The following is a 5,011-nucleotide window of genomic DNA, read 5'->3' on the forward strand; positions in this document are numbered from 1 at the left end:
CCCTGCTCTTGAGCAGGAACCCGCTGGCGCCGGCGTGCAGCGCCTCGAGGACGTAGTGGTCGATCTCGAACGTGGTGACGACGACGACCCGGACGTGGGCGAGCGCCGGGTCGACGGTGACGGCGCGCAGGACCTCGAGCCCGTGCAGGCCGGGCATCTGCAGGTCGAGCAGCAGGACACGGGGGCGCCGGGACCGGACGAGGGCCAACGCCTCGTGTCCGTCGGTGGCCTCGCCGACGAGGCGCAGATCCGGCTCGCGCTGGACCAGCACCCGCAGGGCCATCCGCACGAGCTCGTCGTCGTCGGCCAGGGCGACCGTGATCGTCCCGTCCGCGGCGGCGGTCACCGGGTCGCCCGTCGGGGGAGGCGGGCCTCGACCTCGACACCGGCCGCGGGGTGATCCGTGACCGTGAGCGTCCCGCCGAGGGCTTCGGTCCGGGCCCGTAGCCCGTCCAGGCCGTGTCCCTCCTCGAGCGCCATCCGGGCCCGCAGGCCCGTCCCGTGGTCGCGGACGACCACGGCCACCGTGTCCGGGTGATGCGTGATCTCCACCTGCGCCACCGTCGGGCCGGCGTGGCGGAGCACGTTGGTCAGGGCCTCCTGGACCACGCGGTGCAGGGTGGCCGAGACCTCCTCGTCGACCCCGAGGTCCTCGCCGCTCGAGCGCAGCTCCACCGGGAGGCCGGCCGCGCGTACCCGGGAGACGAGCTCGGGGACGTCGGTGATCGTCGGGGCCGGGCTGCGAAGCGCAGCGAGCATGCCGTGGAGGTCCCGGAGCGCCGAGTCCGCCGAGTCCCGGACCGCCTCCAGACAGCGCCGGGCCTGGTCGGGCTGCTCGTCGAACACGGTGAGTGCCACCCCGGCCTGCATGCTGACGACCGCGAACCCGTGGCCCGCCACGTCGTGGACCTCCTGCGCCAGGCGGAGGCGCTCGGACTCCGCGCCCCGGGCCAGCAGCTCGGAACGCTGCCGGACGGCACCCTCCTCCCGGACGCGGACCAGCACCCCGACCAGCAGCGGGAGGACGACGAAGACCGTCGCGAACGCCACCAGGACGGCCGCCACGGCGTACCACGACGACCACGTCAGGCGGGTCAGGAGCCCGGCGGACAGCACGACGGCCACCACCGCGCCGACCCCGCCCGCACGTCGGGCCGGGCAGCTCACGCCGACGGTGAAGCAGCACAGCGACGCCACCAGCTGGATCGGGCCGTACGGCCCACCCGCGACGAGATAGCCGGCGACCACCGCGGCGACCACGATGGCGGCGGTCGAGGGTGCGGCCCGGCGGGCGCTCCAGCCGAGACAGGCCAGCAGCACCGCGCCGACGGTCACGGCGTCGATCGAGCGGAGCCCGTCCCCGACCGAGGCGACCTGGATCGAGGCGACGGCAGCGACACCGACCAGGACCGCCGCCGCGAGCGCCGCGGCCCGTACGGGCTCCGGCGATATCCGTCGCCAGGCCCCGGTGACCACGCGCACACCGTAGGCCGCCACGAACCGCTCGCGGGTGCCGCCGGCCGTGACCTACGCGTTCCTGCGTAGGGCACCGCCGCGGTCGGGGGGACGACCGCCCCTCCGGGAACGCCGACGCTGTCCACCATGACCCACGACGCCCTGTTCCCCCTCGATCGTGTCCCCCGTGCCGGCTGGTTCTCCCTGGCCGGGCTCCTCGTCGGCATCCTCGGTCTGGTCATCCAGGCGGTCGCCGAACCGGCGAAGTTCGCGGGCACCCGACTCCTCGGCGTGCCCTTCCCGCCCGGAATCATGGTCATCCTGGGAGCGGGCGTCCTGACGCTCGCGACGTGCCGCTGGCGCTGGCACCCCGTCTTCGGAGTCCTCGTCGGGGTCTGGATCGTCGGGGTCGGCGGGCGGTTCCTGCTCGCGAACCTCGCCTCGCCCGTGGTCGGGACCGTGGCGGGCAACGTCGTCATGGCCGCCGGCCTCGTCACGGCCGTGATCGGCGGGATCGCCGCTATCGCGGCACCGGGCCGTCGACGGGTTCCCGACGACCGCGCGGCCGCCCGGACCGCGGCGAGCTGAGCCCGCCCGACCCGTCGCTCGCCGAACCCCTGGAGCCGTGATCGTGCACCCGACCCCTCCGCTGCGGCACCCGCACCGGCCCTGGGGCCTCGTCCTGGTGTCCGTCGTGGCCGGTGCGGCGATGGCCTGGCCCTACGCCGGGCTCGACATCGGTTCGAGCCGGCTCCCGGTGTCCGGGGGGCTGCACTACGGGCTCCTGGTCGCCCACGTCGCGACGGCACTGGTCGCCCTCGTCCTCGGTCCGCTCCAGTTCGTCCCGGCCGTCCGGGCCCGCTGGTCGGTGCACCGCGCGCTCGGGCGCGCGTACCTCCTGCTGGGTGTCGTGCCCGCCGCGCTCACCGGGATCCCCGTGGCGCTGCTGTCGGGACGGCTCGTCACGCAGGTCGGGCTCGTGATCCCGGCCGTCCTGTGGCTGGTGACGGGCGCGCTGGCCGTCCGCGCGATCCACCGCGGCGACGTCGAGGCGCACCGGTCGTGGATGCTCCGGAACTACGCGCTGACCTTCCTCGCCGTCACCGCCCGGCTGCTGGTGCCGGCGATGGTGCTCGTCGGCGCGGCCCGGGGGGCACCGGTCGACGTGGTGGGCACGATCCCGCGTGGCCAGGTCCTGGGCTGGATCGTGAACCTGGCCGTGGTGGAGGTCCTAATCCGGCGGCGGGCACGATCTCGGCGGCGTCGAACCCCTGCGGCAATGTCGATGCCGCGATAACCCACGCCCGCTCGTCCGCGCGGTACCGCGCGATCCGGGCCGGCCTAGCCGGCTGCTCGTGCGCTCCCGAGAGGCCAGGGGTGATCGACAGGTGACGGCTGCCCGGCGGGGAGGGACGACCGACCGGCCGCGTAGAAGCTCAACTCGGCCGCCCGATCGACCTGTGTGGGGTCCGGGTGTCTCTCCAGCCAGGGGGCTACCCACGTCCGCAGCGAGGTCGGGTCCGTGCTCCTCGAGGGTGTCGAGGGGCAGGCGGGTGCCGTCGGGGTCGGCGAACACGGTCAACCAGGCCCGCAGGGCGACGACCTCGCCGGAGTGCTCCACGCCGAGGACCTCGAGGTGGGCCTGCCAGCCGGCGAGCGGGTCACGGTTGTCGACGGCGAGGGTCAGCGGGTCAAAGCCGCGCGCGCAGGCCGCGCGGTGCGCGTCGAGGCGCAGTTCGAGCAGGGTGCCGAGGGCCGGGGACGTCGAGAGTGCAGGCGTAGAGCCGCCCAGCGTCGTCGACGTGGTCGGCGTCGGCGATGCGCCGGGCCCCGAAGACGTCGGTGTAGAACTGCAGCGACCGCTCGAGGTTCGACACCGCGATCTTGACGTGGTGGATGCCGCGCAGCGTCATGACTGCTCCTTCCCCGGCTGCTCCCGGGGGTTCTCCTCGGCAACCGGTGGGTGGACACGGCACCTCAGCCGGCGTGTACCGAGACGGACAGGGTGGGGATCGGGCCGATCCGGGCGTCGATCCGGTCGCCGGGTCGCAGCCACCCGGCCGCAGTGCTCGCCGGCCGACCCCGAGGGCGAGCCGGTGAAGAGCACGTCGCCTGGAACGAGGGTGATGTGGTCACTGATGATGCTGAGCTGCTCGTCGACCCGGTAGCTCATCTCGGCGGTTGAGGCGTCCACCATCGGTCGCCGCTGACGGAGAGCGTGATTTGCAAGTCGACGTCGTCGAGGAAGCGGCCGGCACCACGACCGGTCCGCAGAGGGCCATGGTGTCCTGCGCCTTGCTGCGGGTAGATCGGTCCCCAAGGCCGTTGTCCGCGTGCATCAAGTTTCGGCACGAGAGGTCCAGGCCGATCGTGTAGCCCGCGACAAATCGACGCGCCGCCGCGCTCGCCGCTGACATCATGGGCCTGCGCATTAGGCCCCACCGAACCTCAGCGCGACGGTTAAGAGCACATCGCGCGCGTTCGAATTCTCCTCGCGCGGCGGGGGCCACCTCGGCGATCGCGAGCTTTCCTCATCCCCGGCCTTGTTGCCTCCGACAGCTGTCATGCCCGTGACGTTTACGATGTGGAGCTCAATCAGCGCTGGACGCCCTATCTCCGCGAAGACTGCGCCATCGCAATCAGGCGCTGCGGCAGGATCGCCCAGTAGCGGCCCGCGGCCGAGGCCGATCACCGCAGCCCCTGGCTAGCTAGGGCGTTCCGCCATCTCGGCAAGTCGGAGCGGGACACGCCACTTCCTGCGATAGACGAGGCCGAGAGGGCTCTCCGGGACGTGGCGTTCCGCATGCCTGGGGGCGGCTCCGTGAGCCGGAGCGGCGTCGACGCCGGGCCGATCGGCGGATCGACCGGGGCCTCGTCTGCCGAGATACTCGTCCGGGTGACCGACGGCGCGACAGTCGGCCGCGTCGCGGAGCTCGATACCTTGACGCGGCGGCTGGCGGACGCGCAGGCCGGTACCGGCGCGGTCCTGCTGGTATCCGGCGAGGCCGGGATCGGGAAGACGCGCATCCTCGGGGAGGCAGGCCGGCTGGCCCGCTCACGGGGCATGACTGTTCTGAGCGGTCGGGCGGTCCCGGGCGCCGGCCCGTTCCGCCCCGTCGCGGAGGGTCTCATTTCGCTGGACTGCCCCGCGACCACGGAGCATCCCCAGCTGGCCCCGTACCGGCCCGTGCTCGGACGGCTCCTCCCGGGCTGGCCCGCGGTGGCGGCACCGGACAACGCCCTGGTCGACCCGGTCGTCCTCCTGGGCGAGGCGGTGCGCGAGCTCCTGGATATCGGCGCGGGGTCGCACGGTCTGCTCCTCACCCTCGACGACCTGCACTGGGCCGACCACGACACGCTCGCCCTGCTCGACTACCTTGCCGGCCGGCTCGCGGGCACCCGGGTGCTGCTGGTGGGCGCTGCCCGCGACGACGAGCACGCGCCGCCGGGCCTTGCCCAGCTGCAGCGGCACCCGTCGGTCGCGGTGGCCCGGCTGCGCCGGCTGACGCCGCCCGAGATCGCCGCGCTCGCGCGGGAGCGAGCAGCGCCGTCCGAG

At 73.8% G+C, this 5,011-nt stretch carries 8 protein-coding genes; 3 read left to right on the forward strand and 5 right to left on the reverse strand.

Features of this window, described 5'->3' with window-relative positions:
• Together AC0CYZ_RS08040 and AC0CYZ_RS08045 are read right to left on the reverse strand one after the other, a co-directional pair.
• Nucleotides 1-346 (reverse strand): response regulator (locus AC0CYZ_RS08040; RefSeq protein WP_472214060.1); only part of this gene is annotated, 346 nt, incomplete at its 3' end.
• The gene (locus tag AC0CYZ_RS08045) at nt 343-1,497 is read right to left on the reverse strand and encodes a sensor histidine kinase (RefSeq protein WP_472214062.1); all 1,155 of its coding nucleotides are present in this window, start codon (nt 1,495-1,497) and stop codon (nt 343-345) included. The genes AC0CYZ_RS08045 and AC0CYZ_RS08040, both read right to left, overlap by 4 nt.
• Before the next feature lie 105 nt (nt 1,498-1,602).
• On the opposite strand from AC0CYZ_RS08045, the gene AC0CYZ_RS08050 reads away from it, so the two are divergent.
• A complete protein-coding gene (locus AC0CYZ_RS08050) occupies nt 1,603-2,043 on the forward strand; it encodes a hypothetical protein (protein WP_472214064.1) in 441 nt (146 codons plus the stop codon).
• A gap of 37 nt (nt 2,044-2,080) precedes the next feature.
• Nucleotides 2,081-2,752, forward strand: coding sequence for a DUF2306 domain-containing protein (locus tag AC0CYZ_RS08055; protein ID WP_472214065.1), 672 nt, complete (start codon nt 2,081-2,083; stop codon nt 2,750-2,752).
• Nucleotides 2,753-3,146: 394 nt separating this feature from the next.
• Here the strand turns inward: AC0CYZ_RS08055 and AC0CYZ_RS08060 are convergent, their stop codons facing one another.
• The 3 genes from AC0CYZ_RS08060 to AC0CYZ_RS08070 are packed head-to-tail and all read right to left on the reverse strand — an operon-like array spanning nt 3,147 to nt 3,887.
• Complete coding sequence (locus AC0CYZ_RS08060; protein ID WP_472214067.1) at nt 3,147-3,368, reverse strand: VOC family protein; 222 nt, start codon at nt 3,366-3,368, stop codon at nt 3,147-3,149.
• Nucleotides 3,365-3,652: a fumarylacetoacetate hydrolase family protein gene (locus tag AC0CYZ_RS08065; protein WP_472214069.1), complete on the reverse strand. Its 288-nt coding sequence runs from the start codon at nt 3,650-3,652 to the stop codon at nt 3,365-3,367. The genes AC0CYZ_RS08060 and AC0CYZ_RS08065 overlap by 4 nt, the downstream gene beginning before the upstream one ends.
• The gene (locus AC0CYZ_RS08070) at nt 3,588-3,887 is read right to left on the reverse strand and encodes a fumarylacetoacetate hydrolase family protein (RefSeq protein WP_472214071.1); all 300 of its coding nucleotides are present in this window, start codon (nt 3,885-3,887) and stop codon (nt 3,588-3,590) included. Before AC0CYZ_RS08070 ends, AC0CYZ_RS08065 begins: the two co-directional genes overlap by 65 nt.
• A gap of 371 nt (nt 3,888-4,258) precedes the next feature.
• On the opposite strand from AC0CYZ_RS08070, the gene AC0CYZ_RS08075 reads away from it, so the two are divergent.
• Nucleotides 4,259-5,011 (forward strand): AAA family ATPase (locus tag AC0CYZ_RS08075; protein ID WP_472214073.1); only part of this gene is annotated, 753 nt, incomplete at its 3' end.

The sequence above is a fragment of the Actinomycetospora sp. genome, from assembly GCF_055612215.1.